A 22,472-nucleotide genomic window follows, 5' to 3' on the forward strand; every position below is an offset into this window, starting at 1 on the left:
GGAGTCCTATGTTTGCCTACATCCTCAGACGTCTGCTCTTGATGATTCCGACGCTGATCGGCGTCGTCACCGTGACGTTCGTCGTCACGCAGTTCGTCCCCGGCGGCCCGGTGGAGCAGATGATCACCCAACTGCGTCACGGTCAGTCCAATCACGGCGGTGACGGCGGCGGCGGCGGTGGCGGCGGTTATCACGCGAGCCAAGGCGTCGATCCGCAGCAAATCGAGCAGATCAAGAAGCAGTTCGGCTTCGACAAACCGCCGCTCACGCGCTACTTCTTGATGCTGAAGAATTACGCGACTTTCGATCTCGGCCAGTCGTACTTTCAGCACGAAACCGTATGGGGCGTGATCAAGGAAAAGCTGCCCGTTTCGATTTCGCTCGGGCTTTGGACGATCATTCTCACCTATGCGGTGTCGGTGCCGCTCGGGATAGCGAAGGCGGTGCGCAACGGTTCGCGGTTCGATACCGTCACGAGCGTGCTCGTGTTGATCGGCTATGCGATCCCGGGCTTCGTGCTCGGCGTGCTGCTGCTGATGCTGTTTGGCGGCGGGACGTTCTGGGACGTGTTCCCGATGCGTGGCCTCACGTCCGATAATTTCGACGACCTGACGACGATCGGCAAGGTGCTCGACTATCTTTGGCACATGGTGCTGCCCGTCACGGCATCGGTGGTCGGCAACTTCGCGATCGTCACGATCCTCACGAAGAACACGTTCCTCGAGGAAATCGGCCGGCAATACGTGCTGACGGCGCGTGCCAAAGGGGCACCCGAGCGCGACGTCCTGTGGAAGCACGTGCTGCGCAACGCGGCGATTCCGCTGCTCACGGGTTTGCCCGCCGCCTTCGTCGGTGCTTTCCTAAATGGCAACTTGCTGATCGAGACATTGTTCTCGCTCGACGGCATGGGCCAGCTCTCGTACGACTCGGTGATACGCCGCGACTACCCCGTAGTGCTCGGCTCGCTGTTCCTGTTCACCTTGATCGGCCTCGTAACCAAACTGATTGCTGACGTCTGCTATGTCCTCGTCGACCCCCGCATCCAATTCGACCGCATGGACCGCTAAGCCGGTCCTCGCGCCGGTAGCGTCGATTTCGCCATGGCGGCGCACGTGGCTGCGCTTCAAGAGCCAGCGACTCGGCTACTGGAGCCTCGTGATCTTCGTTTCGCTGTTCGCGATCAGTTTGGTCGGCGAACTGCTGTGCAACGACAAGCCGCTTGTCGTGCGCTACGATGGCCACTACTACTTCCCGATCGTGAAGACGTATCCGGAGACGCAGTTCGGCGGCGATTTCCCCGCGAAGACGAACTACCTCGATCCGTATATCCGCTCGCGTATTCAATCGAACGGCAACTTCGCGATCTATCCGCCCAATCACAACTATTACGACACGATCGACTACTTCGCCGTGCGGCCGTTTCCGGCGCCGCCGTCGTCGGCAAATTGGCTCGGGACCGACCAGTTCGGCCGCGACGTGCTCTCGCGTCTGCTCTACGGTTTCCGTGTCTCGGTGCTGATGGCGCTTGCGCTGACGATCTCGGGCGTGTTCTTCGGCGTGTTGACTGGGGCTTTGCAGGGCTTTTACGGCGGCCGGACCGATTTGATCGGCCAGCGGCTCATCGAGATCTGGAGCTCGATGCCCGATCTGTATTTGCTGATCATCTTCGCGTCGATCTTCGAGCCCACCTTGTGGCTGCTCTTCATCTTGCTGTCGATGTTCGGCTGGCTTGTGCTGTCCGATTACGTGCGGGCCGAATTCCTGCGTAACCGCTCGCTCGACTATGTGAAAGCCGCGCGCACGATGGGTCTGTCCAACTGGCAGATCATTTGGCGCCACGTGTTGCCCAATAGCTTGACGCCCGTCATCACGTTCCTGCCGTTTCGCATGAGCGCGGCAATCTTGTCGCTGACGAGTCTGGACTTTCTCGGTCTGGGCGTGCCGCCGCCGACGCCGAGCCTCGGCGAGCTGCTGCAAGAGGGCAAGAACAACTTGGACGCATGGTGGATTTCGGTGTCGGCGTTCGCGGCGCTCGTCGTGACGCTGCTTCTGCTGACATTCATGGGCGATGCGCTGCGTAATGCGCTCGATACCCGCAATCGCGGTTCGGCATTCGGAGGGGCGAAGTGATGAACGGCAGTCCTTTGCTCAGTATCGAAAATCTTTCGATCAGCTTCGGCACGAAAAAGTGCGTTCACGAACTGAATTTGGCGATCGCGCGCGGCGAGCGCGTGGCGCTCGTCGGCGAATCCGGCTCGGGTAAGAGCTTGACGGCGCTGTCGATCTTGCGTCTCTTGCAACACGCGACGGTTTCGGGGCGCGTCGTGTTCGAAGGCGAGGACCTGCTGACCAAAACGGAGCAGCAGATGCGCGGCATTCGCGGCGCCGATATTGCGATGGTGTTTCAAGAACCGATGACGGCGCTCAACCCGCTCTATACGGTCGGTAAGCAGATTTCCGAAAGCTTGCGGTTGCATGAGGGCCTGCGGCCGAACGCGGCGCGTGCGCGCGGCATCGAGATGCTGCGTCGCACCGGTATTCCCGAGCCCGAGCGGCGTATCGACAGCTTCCCGCACCAGCTCTCGGGCGGGCAACGCCAGCGCGCGATGATCGCGATGGCGTTGGCATGCCGGCCGCGTTTGCTGCTGGCCGACGAGCCCACCACGGCGCTCGACGTGACGGTGCGTCAGCAGATCGTCGATTTGCTCATCGATTTGCAGGAACAGGAAGCGGCCGATCGCGGTATGGCCGTGCTCTTGATCACGCACGATCTGAATCTCGTGCGCCGTTTCGCGCAGCGTGTGGCGGTCATGGAAAAGGGCGTGCTCGTGGAGACGAACACGACCGACGCGCTATTCGCGAATCCTCAGCATCCGTATACGAAGCGCTTGCTCAATAGCGAGCCCACGCGATGCGTCGATCCGGTGGCCGCCGAATCGAAGAACGTGCTCGAAATCAAGGGCCTTGCCGTCGACTATCGGACGAGCGCGAAGGGCCTCAAATCGTTGTTCGGCAGCGGGAAATTTCGAGCGTTGCAGGATGTCGACTTGACCTTGCGACGCGGCGAGACGGTGGGCATCGTCGGCGAGTCGGGCTCGGGCAAGTCGACGCTCGCCTCCACCGTGCTGGGTTTGCAGCGTGCGGCGGCCGGCGAGGTCAGCGTCGGCGGGCGGCCGCTCGCCAGCTATCGTTCGTCGAGTGCCGAGTGGTGTGCGCTGTGCGCTCGGATGCAGGTCGTCTTCCAAGATCCGTTCGGCTCGCTTTCGCCACGCATGACCGTCGAGCAGATCATCGGCGAGGGCCTGCGCGTGCACAAGCCGAAGATGAACGCGGACGAGCGCGGCGAGCGCGTGCGGGAACTGCTTGAGGAAGTGGGGCTGCCGGCCGATGCGGCATTACGCTATCCCCACGAATTCTCGGGGGGGCAGCGCCAGCGTATTGCTATCGCACGGGCGCTTGCCGTCGAGCCCGAACTTCTCGTGCTCGACGAACCGACGAGCGCGCTCGATGTCTCAGTACAGCAGCAAGTGCTCGCGCTGCTCACACGGCTGCAAAAGAAGTATGGGCTCAGCTATCTATTCATCACGCACGACCTCGCGGTCATGCGGGCGATGGCGCATCGCGTCGTTGTGATGAAGTCGGGGCGGATCGTCGAAGCGGGCGATACGCTCGACGTTTTGCGCGCCCCTACGCATCCCTATACCCAATCTCTGCTTGCGGCATCGATGCAGGTGCCCGAAGCGGACGCTAACGAGGCAATCGCATGATCGATGAACGCTGGTCGCGCTCGGCCGCCGCCTTGAAGAGCGATGCCGACTTCTGGTCGCTGCGTATCGCGGACGACCGTTCCGAAGACCACGTCGTCCGCAACGACGTGGTGCAGCCGTTCGCGACGGTCCGCGACCGCGGCGCGCTGCTGACGGCATGGTGCGGGGCGGGGGCAGGCTACGCCGCGAGCGCCGATCTGTCCGAGGCGGGATTACAAGCCGCGCTCGACCTTGCGAGTGCACGTGCGCGCGCGGCGGCGGCCGTGACGTTGATCGACCATCGCCATGCGCCGCGGCCCGCCGCGAGCGGCAGTTACGTGTCGCCGAATGCCGATACGGCTTTGCCGACGCGAGGCGAATGGCTCGACCGCCTCGCCGCCGAATGCGCGTCGGCGGCGTTCGATGCGCGCATCGTCGAGCGCACGGCGGCAATTCGAGTCAAGCATAGCGATCAGCTTTATCTGACGAGCGACGGCGTTCGCATCGAGCAGCGTTTCCGCTACCTGCTGCCGCAAATGACGGTGGTGGCGCATGCGAACGGCGATACGCAAGTTCGTAGGCTCGGCGGTTACGAGTCGTTGCTGGCGCAAGGCGGCATGGAGATCTTGGCGCGCTACGGCTACGACGGCTCGGGCGCGCGTTTGGCCGACGAGGCGTTGCAATTGGTCGCCGCACCGAATTGTCCGTCCGGCGTTCGCGACTTGCTGTTGATGCCGGATCAAATGATGTTGCAAATCCACGAGTCGATCGGCCATCCGCTCGAGCTCGACCGGATCTTGGGCGACGAACGCAATTTTGCCGGGTCGAGTTTTGTCACGCCCGATATGTTCGGCAGCTATCGCTATGGGTCGTCGTTGTTGAATGTGACGTTCGATCCGGCCGCGCGCGAAGAGGCCGCCGCATACGGCTTTGACGACGAAGGCGCCCCGGCGCGCAAGCACTATTTGATTCGCGACGGTGTGCTCGAGCGTCCGCTGGGCGGCACGCTTTCGCAGCAACGCGCTCAATTGCCGGGCGTCGCGAATTCGCGTGCATCGAATTGGAATCGGGCGCCGATCGATCGGATGGCCAATTTGAATATCGAGCCGGGGCAAAGCACGTTCGACGACCTGATCGCCGGTATCGAGCGGGGTATCCTCATGCGCACGAATACGTCGTGGTCGATCGACGATCGACGCAACAAATTCCAGTTCGGCTGCGAGTTCGGCCAATTGATCGAAAACGGCAAGCTCGCCGCAGTCGTCAAGCGGCCGAATTATCGCGGCGTTTCCGCGAATTTCTGGCGCAGCCTGAAAGCCGTCGGCAACGAGGCGACGCGTGAGGTGTACGGCACGCCGCTGTGCGGCAAGGGCGAGCCCGCGCAAATCATTCACGTCGGACATGCATCGCCGGCATGCGTGTTCGCCGACGTCGACGTATTCGGAGGCGCGTAATGGCCAACTTCGATTGGAAGCGCCATTTCGGCGCGCTTGCGGAAGGCATCGAACGGTTGCGCGAAGGCAGCGAGGTGACACTGCTTTCGCTGATCGCCGAGCATTCGGAGTTCATTCGATTCAACCAAGGTAAGGTGCGTCAGATCGGCACCGTGTCGCAAGGCAAGCTCACGCTGCGCTTGATCGATGGCGCGCGACAAGCCTATTCGACGATGACGATGGGCGGCCAGTTGGAGGCCGATCTCGACGACGCGGCGCAAGCGTTGGCGATGCTGCGCGCGAGTCTGCGCGATGCTCCCGAAGATCCTCACCTATTGTTCGGGCAGTCGCAGTGGTCGCAGTCTACGCAGCGCGCGGGGCGTCTGCCCGAACCGCAGGTGCTCGTTCGAACGGTCGCCGAATGCGCGCACGGACTCGATTTCGTCGGGTTCTACGCGGGAGGGACGATTGCCCGGGGTTTCGCCTCCTCGCTCGGCAGTCGCGGCTGGTATGAAGTCGATAGCTTCAATTTCAGTTGGTCGTTGTTCGATCGCAGCGGGCGGGCGATCAAAAGCGAATATGCCGGCGATGCGTGGGACGACGCCGTCTTCGCACACAAAGTGGAGCAAGCGGCATCGAGGCTGCCGATTCTGGCAACCACGCCCCGCGTTTTGACGCCTGGGCAGTATCGTACTTATTTCGCACCGGCGGCGATGGGCTCGCTCGTTCGATCGATGGCGTACGCAGGATTTTCGGCGCGTCTACAAGCGACGTCGCGCAGTGTTCTGTACAAGCTTCATACGGGCGAGGTGCAGTTCGATCCGCGTGTGACATTGACCGAAGACATCGGTTTGGCGATCACACCGGGCTTTAACAACGACGGCTACTTGCGCGAGAGCGTGTCGCTCGTGGCGAAGGGGCAGGGCGTCGATCGGTTGACCGATGCGCGCAGCGCCCGCGAATACGGCCTGACGCCGAACGGTGCAACGGGCGACGAAGCCCCGACGTCGCTCGCGATGGAAGGGGGCGATCTGCGTGCCGACGATGTGCTGGGCGCGCTCGATACCGGCCTCTACGTCGGCAATCTTTGGTACGTCAATTTCTCCGACCGCATGCATTGCCGGTTGACGGGCATGACGCGCTTTGCAACGTTCTGGGTGGAGAACGGGCGTATCGTCGCGCCCGTCGAAGCGATGCGCTTCGACGACAGTCTCTATCGTCTGCTTGGCGACCAACTTGAAAGGCTCGATGCGCAACCCGAGCTGTTGCTCAACGATTCCACCTGGGGCGAGCGTGCCACGGGCGGAATGAAATTGCCGGGGGCGCTCGCGAAATCGTTTCAATTGACGCTTTGATCGATCACTTAACTAACGCATGCATAGAACGAAAATAACAACAATCGAGAGTGAGACGGCACGATGCGCGGCGCTAACCGGCGCGCCGCGGGAGTAATCACGTGCCGTCATTTTTTATTGATCGCCCGGTTTTCGCCTGGATCGTCGCGCTGGCGATCATCCTCACGGGCATCCTCGCGCTGCCGATGCTGCCCGTGTCGCAGTATCCACGGCTCGCGCCCCCGCGCATCGTCATTTCCGCGCAGTACCCCGGCGCCTCGGCCGAGGAGGTGGACAGCAACGTCGCTAGCTTGATCGAGCAGAGCTTGGACGGCGCCGATGGCCTCCAATACTACGAGACGACGAGCGACGCGCTCGGCGAACTCGAGATCGACGTGACCTTCGCACCGGGCACGAATCCGGACTTGGCGATGGTCGACGTGCAAAACCGCATGAAGCAGATCGAGCCGCGTTTGCCGCAGCCGGTCGTGCAGCAGGGGATCAGCGTATTCAAGGCTGCGAATACGTTCTTGATGCTCGTCACGCTCGTGTCGACAGACGGCATGCGCGACTCGACCGCACTTAGCGACTATTTGAACCGGTTCTTACTGCGCGAGTTGAAGCGCACCCCGGGTGTGGGATCGGCGCAGCTTTGGGATGCCGATCGTGCCATGCGCATTTGGCTCGATCCGATGAAGCTGCGCGAATACGGCCTTTCTCCGGCCGAAGTGACCGCAGCCATTCAGGCGCAGAACGCTACCGTGACGGCGGGGGCGATCGGCGATGCGCCTGCGCTGAACGGACAAGCGATCACGGCCTCGGTCAGCGTGCGGGGGCAATTGCGCACGCCGGAAGAGTTCGCCGCCATTGTGCTGAAAGCACAGCCGGACGGTTCGGTCGTGCGCATCGGCGACGTAGCGCGCGTCGAGCTTGGGGCCGATAGCTATACGTTCTGGTCACGGTTGAACGGAAGAACGGCGGCCACCGTCGGGATCCAGCTTGGGCCGCTGGGCAATGCCCTCGAAACGTCGAACGCGATTCACAAGCGGGTGGCCGAGCTCTCGAAGACGCTGCCGCCCGGTATTGCGATCGAAATTCCGTACGACGGCGCGCATTTCGTGAAGATCGCGATCAGCGAGGTTTTGTTGACGCTCGTGGAAGCGATCGTGCTCGTGTTTTGCGTGATGTGGCTGTTCTTGCGCGATTTGCGTTACACGCTCGTGCCGACCGTTGTGATTCCTGTCGCGTTGATGGGCTCATTTGCGGCGATGCATGTCTTTGGGCTGTCGATCAACGTTTTCACGCTGTTCGGTCTCGTGCTCGCGATCGGCATTCTCGTCGACGATGCGATCGTCGTCGTGGAAAACATCGAACGGATCATGCGCGACGAGGGATTGCCTCCGCGTGAGGCCACCCGTAAAGCCATGGCGCAGATCGGCGGCGCCATCGTCGGCGTAACGGCCGTGCTGACCGCGGTGTTCGTGCCGATGGCGTTCTTCTCGGGCGGTGTGGGCGGCATCTACCGGCAATTTTCGATCGCGATGATCGCGGCCATTTTGGTGTCGGCGTTCATGGCGCTTTCGCTTGCGCCCGCGCTGTGCGCGAATTTGCTCAAAGCGCCCGGGCCCGGAGGGCACGAAGGATCGGGGATTTCCGGCAAATTCCTCGAAAAATTCGAGCGCGCGTCGGATGGCTATCGCGGTTTCATCGTTCGGATTCTGCGCGCGCCTAAGCGCTTGTTTGCCGTCCACCTCGCGTTGATCGGCGCCGGCGCCGTCATGTATCTATCGCTGCCTAGCGGCTTCTTGCCCACGGAGGACCAAGGCCAGTTGCAGGTCATGGTGCAATTGCCGCCCGGCGCCTCACAGCAGCGTACATACGCGGTGATCAAGCAGGTCGAGCAGATCTTGCAGCGGCAAAAATCGATTGCGAATGTCACGAGCGTTATTGGATGGAGCTTTTCCGGTAGCGGCCAAAACGTGGGCATGGCATTCGTCGATTTGAAGGATTGGTCGCATCGGGATGTCGGCGCATTGGCGTTGCGCGATACGTTGAACGAGTCGTTCGAAAAGATTCGCGAGGGAGACGTCATCGCGCAATTGCCGCCTTCGGTGCCTGGGATGGGCCATGCGGAAGGGTTCACGTTTCACTTGGAGAATCGCGGCGGCATGAGCCGCGCGGATTTCGACGCGGCGCGCGAACGTTTGCTCGAGCTTGCTAAAAGGAGCCCGATATTGGCGGACGTGCATTCCGAGACGTTGCCCGATGCGCCGCGCGTAGTGCTCGATATCGATCGCGCGAAAGCCTATGCGATGGATGTTTCGTTTGATGCGATTCAGGCCGCGCTCGGCAGCACCTTCGGTACGACGTACGTGAACGACTTCCCCGCTTCCGGGCGGATGCTGCGCGTGTTGGTGGGAGGCGCTACCTCCGCGCGCATGACCGATGCGGATCTGTTGAATCTATCGGTGCCTAACTCGCTCGGCAAGATGGTGCCGTTTTCGGCGTTCGCCTCGCTCAAATGGTCGCGCGGGCCGATCATGCTTTCGCGCTATAACGGCTATCCGTCGCTGGATGTGACCGGGCGTGCGGCCGACGGCTATAGCTCGGGTGCGGCGATGGCCGAGATGGAGCGGCTTTCCGGGCTGCTGCCGCCGGGGACGTCCTACGATTGGGCGGATGCGGCGCTCGCCGAAACGCAGGCGGCCGAGCAGACGCCGTTGCTGATCGGCCTCTCGCTGTTGGCGGTGTTCATGGCGCTCGCGGCGCTGTACGAAAGCTGGACGATCCCGATGTCGGTGCTGATCGTCGTGCCGCTCGGGATGATCGGCGCGGTGGCGGCGATGCTATTGCGCGGTTTGCCTAACGATATTTACTTCAAGATCGGGCTTGTCACCGTCATCGGTCTTGCGGGCAAGAATGCGATTCTGATCGTGCAGTTCGCGCGCGATGCGCAGGCTCGCGGTGTTGCTCTGTTCGATGCTGTGGTGCAGGCGTGTGCGATGCGCTTCAGGCCGATCGTCATGACGTCGGCGGCGTTCTTGCTCGGCGTGGTGCCGCTCGTGTTTTCGAGTGGGGGCGGTGCCGAGAGTCGTCATTCGATCGGCACGGGCGTATTCGGTGGGGTGATTGCGGCCACGGTGTTGGGGCTTGTTTTCACGCCGATAGCGTTCTACCTGGTCATGAGCGCTACGCGCAAACGGGGTGGATCGGGGGCCCAGCCGAAGGGCGGCAAGGAAGACACCGCCGGCGCGCGCGTGCCCGATCCGGAAACGGAGCCTTCATGAAAGGCGGCATGGGGCGTCACCGGAAGACCTATGAACGCGGCGCTTGGCTCGACGATGAGCGCCCGAGTTCGACCGTGCTCGGTCCGAAGATCCGATCGCTGCGGCAGCATTTGTCGTTGACGTTGGATGAGGTAGCAACGAGCGCGGGCATCTCCGCGCCGTTTCTATCTCAGGTGGAGCGTGGTCTTGCTCGGCCTTCGGTGATGACGTTGATGGCGATCGCGCGCGTACTCGGCGTGAAAATCCAGTACTTGCTCGATGCGCCGCGCGACGAGCGCTATGTGGCGCGCGGCGATCGTTTGACGTTTTTCGGATTCGCCGATGCGGACAATCGGTTCGCACGGTTGACGCAGGTAACCGAAGGCGGGCAGATGGAGGCGTTGCTCGTGCGCATTCCCGCGGGGCAAAAGCTCGACAAGATCACCGCACGGGCAGGGGAGCAGTTTTGGTACGTGCTGTCCGGTAACGTTACGCTGACGTTGGAAGGCAAAACTTATGAGTTTCGCGAGGGGGATTCGGCGCATTACGATTCGACCGATGCCCATCATTGGCATAACAGCGGCGAACGCGATGCGTTGTTGATGTGGGTGGGGACGCCGAGTTTGTTGTAGAAGTGCTGTTCGGTCTATTGGGCTCGCCGATAGCGGACCGGCAATAAGGGGGGCGTCTGCGCGACGATCATTCTGACGACGTGGTGAGCGACGACATAAACGGCGTCTATTCCATACTTCAGTGTAATAAGCGGGCCACCACCGATAGCTACCAGCACTGCGCCCAAAACGATGATGGCAATGTGCCGAACAATCTGAGCGCATACAATTTCATTGTCAGCCTCTTTTTTTTCCCACCATCTATCGCCCACCTTTTTAGAGGTAGCCATCCGTGGACACAACAGCAGAAATCGACGCACTAATGGCCAGTCATGACGACGCTCCGGATGCCGCCGCACAACGACTCGCCATCTTAATTAATGAGGCTATCAGTCCGGAGCAGTTGCCGCGCCTTGGTTGGCTCATTAATCACGTTTTAGGCGAAACGCTTGAAGATTGGCTAACGGCAGACGACTTGCAATCGCGGATGCTTGCTCGTCCTGTGGATTTACCACTTGCCGCACTGCGTAACGCGGCAGTTGCCGCATTCATGGCAGGCAAACCGATTAGTGCTCTCGTTTGGGAACGACGGATGAGTCTCGTCGGAGTGACCGCCGCTCAAGCCGCTCAAATCGTGCACGCAGGCATCATCAGTCATGCCGTCAAGCAGGGGGACGTCAATGACACAGCGGTAGCCCTGCTTGGCGTCGTCTCGGCGGTCGAAAATTGGAATCAACATAGCCCAGCCGATGCGCTGATTGCTTCAAGCCTCAACAACATCGTCTCGACTCTGATCGAGCAAGACGATGCCTCTATCGAAATAGAAAACGTTCGTGACGCGATTGAGCATGGTGCCGAGGTTTGCCGTACGCTCTGGCTCCGGGCTGGGAGTTGGCTTCAGCAGGAGCGTGCAGACTACCTTTGCGCACTGGCAAACGCCCGTCTTAGCCGGTATGCAAAAGCGCTCGAGGCTGCGCACCGCGGCCTGTCGATAATCGATGCACATGGGCCGGAAGACATCGATCGTGCATTTCTGCTTCTCGAGGCGGGACGGGCAAGGTTCGAGCTTGGCCAGGATGCCCTGGGGGCGGAGCACATTGCCGAAGCGACGCGGCTTTCCCGAACTTGGAACGACGCCTCGCTGGCCGAATGGTTCGACAAACGGGCCGCAACCTTGCCGCGGCCCTGTTGACGATTTCATGCGACGAGGCAACCCAAGGCCTCGCTACAACCACTGCGCTACTTCACCCGCACCCGCGCAATGGCACTTAGCAGCGCATCGAGCATGACCGGCTTCGTCAAATGCGCGTCGAACCCCGCCCGCGTCGCTTCTTCGACGTCGGACTGTCTGCCGAAGCCGCTCAACGCGATTGCTTTGACCTGACGCAATTCCGGACGCTTGCGCACCGCCTCGATGAACGCCAAGCCGCTCATGCCCGGCATCCCGAGATCCGAGAGAATCAACGTCGGCGGTTGCTTGCCGATGACATCGAGCGCTTCTTCCCCGCTCGTCGCCACCGCCACCGTAGCCCCTTCCATTTCGAGCAGCATCCGGAACGTCTCGACCGTGTCGTGATCGTCGTCCACCAGCAGCACGTGCTCGCCTCTGAGGAACGTCGTGGGCGAGGTGCCGCTGCCGTCGTGCGTCGGGGCGTCGACGATACGCGGCAGCTTGACGGTAAACGTCGCACCGTGACCGATGCCGTCGGAGTGTGCCTGCACCTCCCCGCCATGCACAGCAACAAGATCCTTGACGAGCGAAAGCCCGATACCCAGCCCACCGCGAAGAGCGGAAGCGCTGCTACGGCCTTGCTCGAACATATCGAAGATGTTCGGCAACGCCGCGCCGTCGATGCCGATACCGTTATCGGTCACGCTCAGCACCGCATGATGCTCGTCGAGCGATAGCAGTACGCCGATCTTGCCGTCGCCTTCGGTGAATTTCAGCGCATTGCTGATGAGGTTCCAGACGATCTGCTCGATACGGGTGAGATCCGCATTGATCGCGACGGCACCGTCGGGCACGGCCAGCCGGAAGTCGATGTCTTTGCGTTCGGCCTCGTCCTGCATCGTATGACTGATGCGCTGCACGATCTCTTTCAGGTCGACGGGCCGGCGCGTAATCGACAGTTTGCCCGTACGCATGCGCGACATATCGAGCAAGTCGTCGATGATTTGCGCTTGGCCGAGGACCGTGCGCCGTATCGTGTCCGCCGCGCGCGCGATCGTGGGGTTCGCCCGCGCCTCGCCGGAGCGTCCGATCAACTCGGTACTGGCGCTGATCAGGTTGAGCGGATGCTTCAGTTCGTGCGAGACGACGGCCAGGAATTCGTCGCGCCGCCTTTCGATTTCATCGACGCCGGTTTGGCCGACATTGCGCAACCGTTCCTCGGCGGCGCGGCGCGACGTGATATCGATGAACGACAGCACCGCGCCGTCGATCCGGTTTTCCGTCGTGCGGTAGGGCAAGATCCGCGCGAGATACCAGCGGCCGTCCGTGCTTTTCAGCTCGCGTTCGATCAGCCGGAGCGAGCCGAAGGCTTCCGCGGCGTCGTCGGCCAGCTTGTCGTATTCGAGCCGGTGCGTGATATCCAACAGCGAGCGCCCGATGTCGGTCGCAATGATGCTGAAAACATCGGCCGCTCGAGGCGTATAGCGCTTGATCGACAAATTGCGGTCGACGAAGATCGTGCCGATGTCGTTCGCCATCACGAGGTTTTGCAAGTCGTCGTTGATCTTGCTCGTCTCTTCCACCTTCGCCTTCAGTTCGGCGTTGACGGTCGTGAGTTCCTCGTTGATCGCTTGCAGCTCTTCCTTACTCGTTTCGAGCTCTTCGGTCGCGGAGCGCAATTCTTCGTTTATTGCCTGCAATTCCTCATTCGAAGCCTTCAACTCCTCCGTCGACGTTTCCGAATGTTCGATCGTGGCCTGCAACTGCTCGCGCGTGCGCTGTAGTTCGCGCTCGAGTTGAGCGATGATCGGATCGCGTTGATTCTCAGGCACCGCTTCGTCTACTTCTCCTACGCTGTCTTCCACCTCGTCGAACAAGATGAGGATGAAGTCCGCGTTGGAGTCGGCGTCGTGCACGGGGCGCGCCGTCATCTTGACGAAGTAGGAGCGGCCGTCGCGATCGAGCCGCACGCGGCGCGATTCCACACTGAGGTCGGCTTGCAGCGCTTGGTAGATCGCGGAGCGCAACTCGAGCCGCAACTCGCGCCGCACGACGGTCAAGATGTTGTGGGATGGCTCGCCGCCCACGTATTGGAGAAAGCGTCCGGCGCGATCCGACAGATGAACGATGTCGGATTCTCGATTCACGAGCACGCTAGGCGGCGCATGCTGTTCGACAACGCGCTGATGCAATTCGCCGAACGAGAATTTGCGCTTGCCAGTAGGTAGCAGATGCGTGATGGCCGGGCGAGTATTGAGGGCGCCCGACTGCGTGACCGGAAGCGGCGTATCGGCGCGAACGGTGATGCTCGCACGATAGACGCGCGCCTTTTTGTCGATGACGGAAAACAACCCGCCCGCACTGTCCGCCGTCTCGGAGCTGCCGAGGAATAGATGCGCGTGCGGGCGCAGCGCGAAATGGAACGTGCGCAGCGTATCGATTTGCGCTTCGCGGTCGAGATAGATAAGGAGATTGCGACAGCAAACGAGATCGAGCCGCGAGAATGGCGGATCGCTCAATACGTTGTGCAACGCGAATAGCACGCGTTCGCGCAATTCCTTCTTGACGCGGTAGTGCTCGCCGTCTTTCGTAAAGAATTGGCGAAGACGATTGGCGTCGACGTCGGCCGCGATCGAGGCGGGATAAAGGCCTTCTCGGGCCGTGGTGATCGCGCGCTCGCTGATGTCGGTGGCGAAGACTTGGAACGGCACTTGATCGCGCGTGCCCGCCGATGCTTCTTGTAACAGCATCGCGACTGTGTAGGCTTCCTCCCCCGTCGCGCAGCCCACGACCCAGACGCGCACGGGTTCTTCCTGACGGCGATTCTCGAAGATGGCCGGTACGACTTGCTCTTTGAGGACGTCGTAGGCGTCTTTGTCGCGGAAGAAATTCGTCACGCTGATCAGCATGTCTTGCAGCAGCGTCGCGGTTTCCTCGGGATGCGACTGCAAATAGTCGCGATATTGCTGAAGCTCCGACAGGCCGTTCACCTGCAAACGCCGCTCGATCCGGCGTAGAACCGTCGCGCGCTTGTAGTGGCGGAAATCGTGTCCGGTCCGATTGCGCAGGATCATCATGATCTCGCGCAGCGTCCGTTCGATGTTGCTCATCCCCGCGCCGGGCTCGCCGACTTCCGCCTCTTCCTCTTCCCTGCCCACGGGTACGCGCGCCAGACGAATCTTCTTGGCGTTGGCCCATAGCTCAAGCATGCGCTGCGGCATTTCGCCGGCGTCGAGTTGGAAGTCGATCGCGTTGACTACGCTGGGGGGCCACGGGGTGCCATCCGTTTTGCCGGGGCTCTTGCTTTGCGCAAACGTGACGCCGCCGAATTCCTTCAGGCGCGTGAAACCGAACGCGCTGTCGGTGCTTACGCTCGCGAAAACGACACCGACGGCGCGCTCGCCGTAGTCCGTGGCCAGGGAATCGAAGAAAACGTCGATGGGATAACGCCGCTCCTCGGCGCCTCGCGCAGTGCCGATCTGCAATTCGTGCTCGACGATCTTGCAGACCAGCGGCGGTTCCACCACATAGATATGGTTCGGCTCCATGTGCATCGCCTGCCGCACCGGAACCACCGGCATGACGGTGGCGGGCTGAAGCGCGGTGACCAACGACTGCGCGGGCTCGGTCAGCGCGCGCAGCACGATCACAAAGGCAGCGCCGGACTTTGCCGGCATTACGTCGAAAAACTGTTTTAGCGCTTCGATGTCCTCGGCCGATGCGTCGATCCCCACGGCGGGGAATGCGAATCGGTTCGGGACCGAACGTCCTGGGCTTTGGTCAGACATATGGATCTGTCGGATGGAGGCTTCGACACGCGGCGGTGGCTCGATCGCGGCAGACCATTGAATTCGCGATTGCCTAGCCTGCCCTCCGGCAAGGGTTGCTGCGCGCGGCCTTCTCGGGTTTCTTTAATTGGGTTCAGGCGCCTATGATACGCGGCCTCGAATACCTACCGAGAAGTTTCGCTCAACACCAGAAACTTTCACTCCAAGCTGGGGCTTGCCGCGGCGGATTGTTTCGCCTGTGCCGCTCGCGCCAGGACGTTCGCCGAGCGTCCAAGCGGCATCCCGGCAAGCGCGCCCCAAGCCGCGAACGAAAGGAATTCGAAAGCAGTGGACGTGGCCCATGATGCATGGACGGCCAGCGCGTAATGTTGCGCAAATTTAATAAAGAACGAGAGCAGCAGCGTAACAAGCAGCGTCGGATCGCCGGGCAGCGTCACCTTGAGGCCATCGCTCGTCTGAGCGAATAGCAGGCGCCAGCGACTCGCATGCAGCCAGCCGATTGCCGCGCCAAGCACAATCAAAATCAGCGCCAACGCCTGCGCCGCAAAGCGTGCATCGGGAAATAGACGATGGAGGCTGGTCGCGCCGAGTGCGAGAAAGGCCAGCGGAAATACGAGCGTGCGCTCCGGCCGCATGCTGCGCGGGAAGCAGCGCTTTGCGCCTAGATACACGAGCACGCAAAACAGGACGTAGACGTAGGCCGGAATCTGAAACATGATGAGTCGCTCCATCCGTTAATAGGCGCGCATGCGATGCAATATGCGCTAGGCGGTTCGCAGTGTATTCGCGCGCCGCTACAGGTGCGGCGCGTGCGACGAATTGCATTGCGTGGCGACGGACGGCGTTTAGGCACGACGAGCGCGCTTGCTCGAACAGCCAACGGGCAGGCTTGTACTCATGCTCGTAGTCGCGCCGGCAAAAAACAAAAAAATCCGATGCGAAGCTTTAATCCATTAGTGGATGCCGATTATCGAATGCGACTATCGTTAGTCGAATTCGGGCGTTATACTCTGTCCCGCATTTGATTGCCCGATAGCCAGCTTCATCTTTCCTCCGCTGACGAATCGGGGGAATTATGTAGAACAGCCCCCATTCGGATATGAAAAAAAACGAGCGTGGCCAACTGCTCCGATCGATGCTTGTGCGCGGACCTAATAGGCCGCCTTCCAGCGTTGCGACGGCGATTTTCTCGCTTGCGGCTTTACTAGCCTGCGGCGGTTGCGCCGTGGGTCCCGATTTCAAGGCGCCGGCCGCGCCTGCCGCGACCGCCGTCACGCAGCCGCCGCTGCCGCCGCAAACGCAAGCCACGCCGGTCGCCGGCGGGGCCGCGCAGCGCTTCGACCCCGCTGCCGAACTGTCGTCGCATTGGTGGACGGCGTATGGCTCGGACCGACTCGATCGCCTCGTATCGGAAGCATTCGCCAATAGTCCGACGATCGCATCGGCGCAAGCGGCATTGCGGATTGCGCAAGAACAAGTGAATGTGCAGCGCGGTGCGTTGTTTCCGACCATTGGCGGCAGCGCCGGCGTTACACGGGAAAAGCTTAACGGTGCGTCGCAAGGTTTTCCCGAAGCCGGGAATTTTCTTTTTACGCTGTATAACGCGTCCGTGAGTTTGTCATACGACTTCGACGTTTTCGGCGGCGTGAGGCGTGGCCTCGAAGCGCAAGAAGCCGAGCGCGAAGCACAGCGTGAAGAGCTACAGGCGACTTATCAAACGCTTGCGGCCAACGTCGTGACGGCTGCCGTGCTCGAAGCCTCGCTGCGCGCGCAGATCGAGGCGACGCACGAACTCGTCGCGTCGGCGCAGCATGAGGTCGATCTGAGTCGACAAGAATTCGAACTCGGCGGCGCGGCGCGCTCGGACGTTTCGTCCGCGGAATCGAATTTGGCCTCGGTGCAGGCGACACTGCCGCCGCTCGTGCAGCAGCTTTCGGCCGCGCGCAGTCAGCTCGCGGTCTATCTCGGCAAGGCGCCGAGCGAATACAGCGAAGCGCAATTCGATCTGGCGTCGCTCGAACTGCCGCTCGACATTCCGTTGATGATGCCGTCGGAAATCGTGCGTCAGCGGCCCGACGTCAGGCGCGCGCAGGCGTTGCTGCATCAAGCGAGCGCGCAAATCGGCGTGGCGACGGCGAACATGCTGCCGCATATCGGCTTGACCGGAAACTTCGGGGATTCGGCCACCTCGTTCAGATCGCTCTTTACGAGTAATGTGTTCTCGTTGGCGGGCAACATCACGCAGCCGCTATTTCAAGGCGGTGCGTTGAACGCGAAGCGCCGCGCCTCTATCGCGGCCTACGACCAGTCGCTCGCGCAGTACCGGCAAACCGTGTTGCTCGCGTTCAAGAACGTCGCCGATACGTTGCGCGCGCTCGATACCGATGCGCAAACGCTCGCCGCGCAATACCGCGCGCAAGCTGCGGCGGCCGATAGCCTGCATCTCATCGAGCAGCGCTACGGTTTGGGCGGTGCGAATCATCTGGAGTTGCTCGTCGCGCAGCAGCAATACCAGCGTTCGCGTATCGCGTACGTGCAAGCGCTCGCCGCTCGCTATCAAGACACGGCGGCGCTGTTTCTTGCATTGGGCGGCGACTGGAAGCAGCCCGAGCAAGCCGTTTCGGCGCGTTGAAGACGACCCCCGAACGTTGACTGAATTTCATCCATTCATACCGCGGAAGTCGATTACATGACGGACAAATCGGAGTTGTTGCGGCAGTTGCGGATCGAGCGAGACCAACGGCCCGCGCAAGCGGCGTCTTCCCATCGCTGGTGGTGGATCGGGGGCCTGCTCGGGCTTTTGATCGCGCTCGCGGCCGGGGCGTTTTTTTGGCTGCACGCCGCGCTGCCGGTCGTGCGGGAGGCCGTAGCCAAGCCGGTGGCGACGGGCTCGGGGGCGGACGCCGGCACGTCGATCCTCGACGCATCGGGCTATGTGGTCGCGCGTCGGCAGGCCACCGTTTCCGCGAAGATCACGGGCAAGCTCGAACAATTGTTCATCGAGGAAGGCGTGCACGTGAAGGAGGGCGACGTCGTCGCCAAACTCGACAATACAAACGCGTCGGCATCGCTGTTGCAAGCGAAAGCGGCGGTCACGCAGGCCGAAAGCACGTTGGCGCAGGCCAAGCAGGCCGCGGCGGACATCACGCCGATCTACGAACGCGATCGCAAACTCGCGGCGGCCGCCGTCATCAGTACGACCGCGCTCGAGCAAAGCAAGGCCAATTACGATCAGAAGCAGACCGACGTGGCGGTGGCGCAAGGCAACTTGGCGGTGCGTCGCGCGGCGCTCGAAATCGCGCAGCGCGAACTCGACGACACGATCGTTCGTGCGCCGTTCACCGGTGTCGTGACGACCAAGAACGCTCAGCCCGGCGAAATCGTCTCGCCGCTATCGGCGGGCGGCGGGTTCACGCGCAGCGGTATCTGCACATTGGTCGATATGGATTCGCTCGAGGTCGAGGTGGACGTCAGCGAAAACTTCATTAGCCGCGTGCAGGCGGGCGGCCCCGCCACGCTGAAACTGAACGCCTATCCTGATTGGGCCATCCCGGCTTACGTCATCGCCGTCGTGCCGACGGCCGATCGCAGCAAGGCCACGGTCAAAGTGCGCGTGGGTTTCAAATCTCGCGATCCGCGGATCCTGCCGGAGATGGGTGCCCGCGTGTCGTTCCTAAGCCGCGCGCAAAATGGCTCCAACGGGTCCGCGAGCGGCGGCGGTGGCGTGACGCTGCCGACCGATGCGGTTCAAGCCAGTGCCGGCGCGGCGACGGGCATCGTTTATGTCTTGCACGACGAAACGCTCGAGCGCCGTGAAGTGAAGCTCGGCGCGCATAGCGCCGATACGCAGACGGTGATCGCCGGGGTGTCGCCGGGAGAGCGAGTTGCCGTCGGCGATTTGACGAAGCTTTCCGACGGCGCGCACGTCAAGGTCGTCGATCGTTGATCGACCGCTAAACAACGATAAGTACGCAGCCGAAATCGAGTTCGAACGAGGAGTGAAGCAAATGACAGCCATGGTTTCCCTCAAGAATATCGTCAAGACCTATACACGCGGCAAGCAAACGGTGGAGGTGCTCCATCACCTCGATTTGCAGGTGTCCGATGGCGATTTCGTCGCGCTCATGGGCCCCTCGGGTTCGGGCAAGACGACCGTGCTCAATCTAATCGGCGGCATCGACCATCCGACGAGCGGAGAACTCGTCGTCGCCGGCGAGCGCATCGATCAATTGAAGGGCGGGGCGCTTGCGCGCTGGCGTTCGAACAACGTCGGCTTCGTTTTCCAGTTCTACAATCTGATGCCGATGCTGACGGCCGAACGCAATGTCGAGTTGCCGCTACTTTTGACTTCGCTCGGCAAGAGCGATCGCATGAAGCGCGTGCATGCGGCGTTGAGCATCGTCGGCCTTGAGGAACGGGCGAATCACAAGCCGTCGGAGCTTTCGGGCGGGCAGGCGCAGCGCGTGGCGATTGCGCGCGCCCTCGTGTCCGATCCGAAATTGCTCGTCTGCGACGAGCCGACCGGCGACCTCGATCGCGCCACGGCCGACGAGATTTTGCACTTGCTCCAGTTGCTCAACCGCGAGTACGGCAAGACGATCGTCATGGTCACCCACGATCAAAAGGCCGCCGATTACGCGACGCATACGCTGCATCTCGACAAGGGCCGGTTTGTCGACGAGCGGCAAAGGACGGAGGCGTGATGCGATGAAATTCATTCCGCTGATATGGGCGATGCTCTGGCGCAAGAAGGTGCGCACGTCGCTGACGCTGCTGTCCATCATGATCGCGTTCTTGCTGTTCGGCATGCTGCAAGGCGTGAACTCCGCCTTTAAGCAAACGATCGAGCGCTCGAACGTCAACCGTCTGGTCGTAACGAACCGGATCTCGATCACCGAGAGCCTGCCCTACGCCTACATGCAGCAAATCGAGGCGTTGCCGGGCGTCGAGCGCGTCTCGCACGAATCGTGGTTCGGGCCGTATTACCAAGATCCGAAAAACTTCATCGCGGCGTTCCCCGTCGAGCCCGAGCGCGAGTTTCCGGCGCACCCCGAGTACCTGCTGCCGAAAGATCAACTGGCGGCGCTCGAACATACGCGCGACGGCGCCGTCGTGGGCGCGAACCTGGCGAAGAAGTACGGCTGGAAGATCGGCGACCGGATTCCCTTGCATTCGACGATCTGGGTCAAGGCGGCCGACGGTAACTCCGATTGGGACTTCACGATCGTCGGCATCTACCAAGATCCCGCCGATAGCTCGCGCGAAGACGCCATGTTCTTCAACTACAAGTACTTCGACGAAGCACGCAGCTTCGCGAAAGGCACGGTGGGGTGGTACATCGTCGTCGTGAAAGATCCGTCGCAATCGGCGCAAGTGGCGAAGGAGATCGACGACCATTTCGCCAATTCCTCCGATGAAACGAAGGCGCAAACGGAAAAGGAATTCCAGCAGTCGTTCATGAAGCAAATCGGCGATATCAATCTCATCGTCACTTACATTCTGTTCGCCGTGTTCTTCGCGTTGCTGTTCGCCGTCGGCAGTACGGTTATGCAGGCCGTGCGCGAGCAAGTGCCGGAGCTCGCCGTGCTCAAAACGCTCGGGTTTTCCGATACCCGCATGCTCGTGCTTGTCCTCGTGCAGTCGCTCACGCTGTGTATCGTGGCCGCGCTGCTCGGGCTCGGCATTGCCGAATTGCTCTTCCCCGCGCTACGTAACACGCTCGGCGTGGTGAAGCTGCCGGCGACCGTGATCGCCGAAGGCGTGCTGATGGCGGCATTGCTCGCCGTGGCAACAGGCATCGTTCCCGCTTGGCGTGCCAAGCGGCTCGTCATCGTGGAGGCGCTGCGCTCATGATCAAGCAAATCGTTGCAGTCACGTCGATGAACCTGCGCAGCTTGCCGCAGCGACTCAGCACGGCGTGGGTCATCGTGATCGGCATTGCCGTGACCGTGGCCGTCATGGTGTCCGTGCTCGCGATGGCGGCCGGTTTTCAGCGCACGCTCAAGGGAACGGCGCGTGCCGATCGGGCGATCGTGCTGCGCGCCGGTTCGCAGGCCGAACTCGAAAGTACGATCGATCGCCAGGACGCACAGAAGATTATGGATGCGCCCGGTGTGCGCAAGGACGAGGCAGGACGCCCGATCGCATCGGCCGATGCCGTGGTGATCGTCGCGTTGCCGCAAAAGAAGGACAACGCCGATGCGAACGTCACGCTGCGCGGCGTCAGTGCCAACGCGATGAAGCTCAGGCCGGAGTTGCATTTGATCGCGGGCCGGATGTTTCGGCCGGCGGTTCGCGAATTGATCGTCGGGAAATCGGCGCTCGCGCAGTTCAAGGGGCTCGATCTCGGCAGCAAGATCGCGTTCCGCAACTCCGAGTGGACTGTCGTCGGCATCTTCGAAAGCGGTGGCGATGCGCATGAATCCGAGTTGCAAGGCGACGTCGAAACCGTGCTGTCCGCCTATCGACGCAACGGTTTTCAATCGGTGACCGCGATGCTCGATTCGGCCGCCGCGTTCGATCGCTTCAAGGGCGCGCTGACGACGGACCCGTCGCTTAAGGTCGGGGTGCAGCGCGAAGCCGATTACTACGCCGTGCAATCGCGCAATCTGTCGAAGCTGTTGAATCTGCTGGCGTACTTCGTCGGCGGGATCATGGCGCTCGGGGCGTGCTTCGGGGCGCTCAACACGATGTATACGGCGGTGTCGACTCGGATTCGCGAAATCGCGACGCTCCGTGCGATCGGTTTTAGCGGCGCGCCGATCGTGATCTCGGTGCTGATCGAATCGTTGCTGCTCGCGCTGGTCGGCAGCGTCATCGGATCGGCGGCGGCTTGGGCGTTCTTCGACGGCAACACGGTGAATACGCTCGGCGCCGGGTTCTCGCAGATCGTCTTTCGTCTGACGGTGACGGCTTCGCTGCTCGTATCGGGTGTGTTCGTCGCGTGCACGATCGGTATGCTCGGCGGCCTGCTGCCGGCGATTCGCGCGGCGCGCCAACCGATCGCGACGGCGTTGCGGGCGAATTGAAATCCGGCTGGCGCCACGGTATCGGTCCGCCTGGCAAGCTAGCCGCGTTTTTCAACCGTTCGTCGCCCGCGAATGCCGTTCGTCGCGGGCCTTCC

At 61.7% G+C, this 22,472-nt stretch carries 15 protein-coding genes; 13 read left to right on the plus strand and 2 right to left on the minus strand.

All coding sequences use genetic code 11. The features are described 5' to 3' along the window. Positions 1–8: 8 nt before the first annotated feature. The 8 genes from AB1286_RS32130 to AB1286_RS32165 all read left to right on the plus strand — a co-directional run bounded on the left by AB1286_RS32130 (position 9) and on the right by AB1286_RS32165 (position 11,582). Complete coding sequence (locus AB1286_RS32130) at positions 9–1,067, plus strand: microcin C ABC transporter permease YejB (protein ID WP_430367216.1); 1,059 nt, start codon at positions 9–11, stop codon at positions 1,065–1,067. After that, positions 1,021–2,130: an ABC transporter permease gene (locus AB1286_RS32135; RefSeq protein WP_430367217.1), complete on the plus strand. Its 1,110-nt coding sequence runs from the start codon at positions 1,021–1,023 to the stop codon at positions 2,128–2,130. The genes AB1286_RS32130 and AB1286_RS32135 overlap by 47 nt, the downstream gene beginning before the upstream one ends. Next, complete coding sequence (locus tag AB1286_RS32140; protein WP_430367218.1) at positions 2,130–3,767, plus strand: ABC transporter ATP-binding protein; 1,638 nt, start codon at positions 2,130–2,132, stop codon at positions 3,765–3,767. Before AB1286_RS32135 ends, AB1286_RS32140 begins: the two co-directional genes overlap by 1 nt. After that, positions 3,764–5,200 carry a TldD/PmbA family protein gene (locus AB1286_RS32145; RefSeq protein ID WP_430367219.1) on the plus strand — a complete coding sequence of 479 codons (1,437 nt, stop codon included), beginning with the start codon at positions 3,764–3,766 and terminating at the stop codon, positions 5,198–5,200. Before AB1286_RS32140 ends, AB1286_RS32145 begins: the two co-directional genes overlap by 4 nt. After that, positions 5,200–6,534: a TldD/PmbA family protein gene (locus AB1286_RS32150; protein WP_430367220.1), complete on the plus strand. Its 1,335-nt coding sequence runs from the start codon at positions 5,200–5,202 to the stop codon at positions 6,532–6,534. Before AB1286_RS32145 ends, AB1286_RS32150 begins: the two co-directional genes overlap by 1 nt. A 101-nt stretch (positions 6,535–6,635) precedes the next feature. Beyond that, positions 6,636–9,800, plus strand: coding sequence for a multidrug efflux RND transporter permease subunit (locus AB1286_RS32155; protein ID WP_430367221.1), 3,165 nt, complete (start codon positions 6,636–6,638; stop codon positions 9,798–9,800). Positions 9,801–9,808: 8 nt separating this feature from the next. Further along, positions 9,809–10,411 (plus strand): helix-turn-helix domain-containing protein, encoded by a 603-nt coding sequence (locus AB1286_RS32160; protein WP_430367387.1) that lies wholly within the window; start codon positions 9,809–9,811, stop codon positions 10,409–10,411. A gap of 271 nt (positions 10,412–10,682) precedes the next feature. Then, positions 10,683–11,582, plus strand: coding sequence for a hypothetical protein (locus AB1286_RS32165; RefSeq protein ID WP_430367222.1), 900 nt, complete (start codon positions 10,683–10,685; stop codon positions 11,580–11,582). A 47-nt stretch (positions 11,583–11,629) separates the two neighbouring features. Here the strand turns inward: AB1286_RS32165 and AB1286_RS32170 are convergent, their stop codons facing one another. Next, positions 11,630–15,349: a CheR family methyltransferase gene (locus tag AB1286_RS32170; RefSeq protein WP_430367223.1), complete on the minus strand. Its 3,720-nt coding sequence runs from the start codon at positions 15,347–15,349 to the stop codon at positions 11,630–11,632. 197 nt (positions 15,350–15,546) lie between these two features. Further along, positions 15,547–16,080 carry a hypothetical protein gene (locus AB1286_RS32175; protein WP_430367224.1) on the minus strand — a complete coding sequence of 178 codons (534 nt, stop codon included), beginning with the start codon at positions 16,078–16,080 and terminating at the stop codon, positions 15,547–15,549. 404 nt (positions 16,081–16,484) lie between these two features. Here AB1286_RS32175 and AB1286_RS32180 point away from each other — a divergent pair, with 404 nt between their 5' ends. The 5 genes from AB1286_RS32180 (at position 16,485) to AB1286_RS32200 (ending at position 22,377) form a co-directional block, all read left to right on the plus strand. Then, positions 16,485–17,981: an efflux transporter outer membrane subunit gene (locus tag AB1286_RS32180; RefSeq protein ID WP_430367388.1), complete on the plus strand. Its 1,497-nt coding sequence runs from the start codon at positions 16,485–16,487 to the stop codon at positions 17,979–17,981. Between the two features lie 57 nt (positions 17,982–18,038). Beyond that, a complete protein-coding gene (locus tag AB1286_RS32185) occupies positions 18,039–19,295 on the plus strand; it encodes an efflux RND transporter periplasmic adaptor subunit (protein WP_430367225.1) in 1,257 nt (418 codons plus the stop codon). 61 nt (positions 19,296–19,356) lie between these two features. After that, positions 19,357–20,052 (plus strand): ABC transporter ATP-binding protein, encoded by a 696-nt coding sequence (locus AB1286_RS32190; protein ID WP_430367226.1) that lies wholly within the window; start codon positions 19,357–19,359, stop codon positions 20,050–20,052. A 4-nt stretch (positions 20,053–20,056) separates the two neighbouring features. After that, positions 20,057–21,202 (plus strand): ABC transporter permease, encoded by a 1,146-nt coding sequence (locus tag AB1286_RS32195; RefSeq protein WP_430367227.1) that lies wholly within the window; start codon positions 20,057–20,059, stop codon positions 21,200–21,202. Continuing rightward, positions 21,199–22,377, plus strand: a complete 1,179-nt coding sequence (locus AB1286_RS32200; RefSeq protein WP_430367228.1) for an ABC transporter permease — start codon at positions 21,199–21,201, stop codon at positions 22,375–22,377. The genes AB1286_RS32195 and AB1286_RS32200 overlap by 4 nt, the downstream gene beginning before the upstream one ends. Positions 22,378–22,472 lie beyond the last annotated feature (95 nt).

The sequence above is a fragment of the Trinickia sp. NRRL B-1857 genome, assembly GCF_050470685.1.
In the GTDB taxonomy this organism is placed as follows: Bacteria; Pseudomonadota; Gammaproteobacteria; order Burkholderiales; family Burkholderiaceae; genus Trinickia.

What these genes read in the sequence shown, in the direction of transcription:
- AB1286_RS32130 (WP_430367216.1), top strand. Translation starts at nt 9, where the DNA reads ATGTTTGCCTACATCCTCAGACGTCTGCTCTTGATGATTCCGACGCTG.
- AB1286_RS32135 (WP_430367217.1), top strand. Translation starts at nt 1,021, where the DNA reads ATGTCCTCGTCGACCCCCGCATCCAATTCGACCGCATGGACCGCTAAG.
- AB1286_RS32140 (WP_430367218.1), top strand. Translation starts at nt 2,130, where the DNA reads ATGAACGGCAGTCCTTTGCTCAGTATCGAAAATCTTTCGATCAGCTTC.
- AB1286_RS32145 (WP_430367219.1), top strand. Translation starts at nt 3,764, where the DNA reads ATGATCGATGAACGCTGGTCGCGCTCGGCCGCCGCCTTGAAGAGCGAT.
- AB1286_RS32150 (WP_430367220.1), top strand. Translation starts at nt 5,200, where the DNA reads ATGGCCAACTTCGATTGGAAGCGCCATTTCGGCGCGCTTGCGGAAGGC.
- AB1286_RS32160 (WP_430367387.1), top strand. Translation starts at nt 9,809, where the DNA reads ATGGGGCGTCACCGGAAGACCTATGAACGCGGCGCTTGGCTCGACGAT.
- AB1286_RS32170 (WP_430367223.1), bottom strand. Translation starts at nt 15,349, where the DNA reads ATGTCTGACCAAAGCCCAGGACGTTCGGTCCCGAACCGATTCGCATTC.
- AB1286_RS32175 (WP_430367224.1), bottom strand. Translation starts at nt 16,080, where the DNA reads ATGGAGCGACTCATCATGTTTCAGATTCCGGCCTACGTCTACGTCCTG.
- AB1286_RS32180 (WP_430367388.1), top strand. Translation starts at nt 16,485, where the DNA reads ATGCTTGTGCGCGGACCTAATAGGCCGCCTTCCAGCGTTGCGACGGCG.
- AB1286_RS32185 (WP_430367225.1), top strand. Translation starts at nt 18,039, where the DNA reads ATGACGGACAAATCGGAGTTGTTGCGGCAGTTGCGGATCGAGCGAGAC.
- AB1286_RS32190 (WP_430367226.1), top strand. Translation starts at nt 19,357, where the DNA reads ATGACAGCCATGGTTTCCCTCAAGAATATCGTCAAGACCTATACACGC.
- AB1286_RS32195 (WP_430367227.1), top strand. Translation starts at nt 20,057, where the DNA reads ATGAAATTCATTCCGCTGATATGGGCGATGCTCTGGCGCAAGAAGGTG.
- AB1286_RS32200 (WP_430367228.1), top strand. Translation starts at nt 21,199, where the DNA reads ATGATCAAGCAAATCGTTGCAGTCACGTCGATGAACCTGCGCAGCTTG.